This window comes from Anaerovibrio lipolyticus LB2005, from assembly GCF_000621545.1.
GTDB lineage: Bacteria > Bacillota > Negativicutes > Selenomonadales > Selenomonadaceae > Anaerovibrio > Anaerovibrio lipolyticus_A.
In genome coordinates this window covers 1-1,466 of record NZ_JHYA01000029.1, presented here as the reverse complement: position 1 = coordinate 1,466, position 1,466 = coordinate 1, and the positions used below count along the sequence as shown (strand labels likewise).

Sequence of the window (1,466 nt, the reverse complement as noted above, 5' to 3'; positions counted from 1 at the left end):
AAGGTCTTCTATGGTAAAATAAAATCATAGGAGGCCTTTTGTTATGGCAAGAAAATCTTCAAAACCAGTACACCATGTACAAATGACAGACGGTAAGCGCCAAATTATTCAGCAATTATTGACCGAATATGACATCAATTCTGCTGAAGACATTCAGGAAGCTCTGAAGGATCTTCTCGGCGGCACCATCAAAGAGATGATGGAAGCTGAAATGGATGAACATTTGGGCTATGAGAAATCCGAACGCTCATCAAATGATGACAGCCGCAATGGTTACAAGAAAAAGACGGTAAACAGCAGTTATGGTTCATTTTCTATTGATGTACCACAGGACCGCAAATCTACCTTTGAGCCTCAGGTTGTAAAGAAACGCCAGAAAGACATTTCTGACATAGACCATAAGATAATATCTATGTATGCCAAGGGAATGACTACCAGACAGATTTCCGAAACCATCGAAGACATCTATGGTTTTGACGTATCAGAGGGCTTCATATCCGATGTGACGGATAAAATTCTTCCGGAAATCCATGACTGGCAGAATAGACCTTTGGATTCGTTATATCCTGTAGTTTTCGTTGATGCCATTCATTATTCCGTAAAAGATAACGGCATAATTCGTAAAATGGCTGCCTATGTCATTCTCGCCATAAATAAAGATGGTATCAAGGAAGTGCTGGGCCTCTATATTGGTGAAAATGAAAGTGCGAAATACTGGCTTGGACTGTTTAATGAACTTAAAAACCGAGGCCTCAAAGATATTCTTGTACTATGTGCTGACGGCCTTACAGGCATGAAAGAAGCTGTTACAGCCGCATTTCCTAAAACGGAGTACCAGCGCTGCATCGTTCATCAGGTCCGTAATACCCTAAAATATGTGGCGGATAAAGATCGCAAGGAATTTGCTACTGACCTGAAAAGTATTTACCAGGCCGTCACCGAGCAGCAGGCCAAGGCTAACAGGGATAAAGTCAGTCAAAAATGGCATGAAAAATACCCTAACGCCATGAAAAGCTGGACGACTAACTGGGATGTTATTACGCCAATATTTAAGTTTTCTGCAGCGGTCAGAAAGGTCATATATACCACCAATGCCATTGAAAGTCTTAATTCCAGCTATAGACGCCTAAATCGTCAACGAAGCGTGTTCCCGGATTCTCAGGCCCTAATGAAGGCACTATATCTGGCAACGACTGAGGCCACCAAAAAGTGGACTATGCCAATCCGTAATTGGGGCCGAGTATATGGTGAATTCAGCATAATGTATGAAGACCGGATAAACTACTAATTTTTCAGCAAAATAAAAAAGCTGAGGTTATTGTTACCTGCGGTAATACGGCCCCAGCTGTTTGCAGTGCACTAGCTCACACGTAGCTTTACAATGAGTATCTGATTGGACTACGCATTAAATTTATATTATTTTCAACCATAGAAGATCTTATTTACAGAGATTTTTTCATACTCTC

The 1,466-nt window shown here is 41.1% G+C and carries 1 protein-coding gene; it reads left to right on the top strand.

The window, feature by feature from the left end; translation table 11 throughout:
• The first annotated feature begins 82 nt into the window (after positions 1 to 82).
• Positions 83 to 1,288: an IS256 family transposase gene (locus T355_RS0112300; protein WP_197019590.1), complete on the top strand. Its 1,206-nt coding sequence runs from the start codon at positions 83 to 85 to the stop codon at positions 1,286 to 1,288.
• Positions 1,289 to 1,466 lie beyond the last annotated feature (178 nt).

Coding starts and splice junctions, on each gene's coding strand:
- T355_RS0112300 (WP_197019590.1), top strand. CDS start 83: ATGACAGACGGTAAGCGCCAAATTATTCAGCAATTATTGACCGAATAT.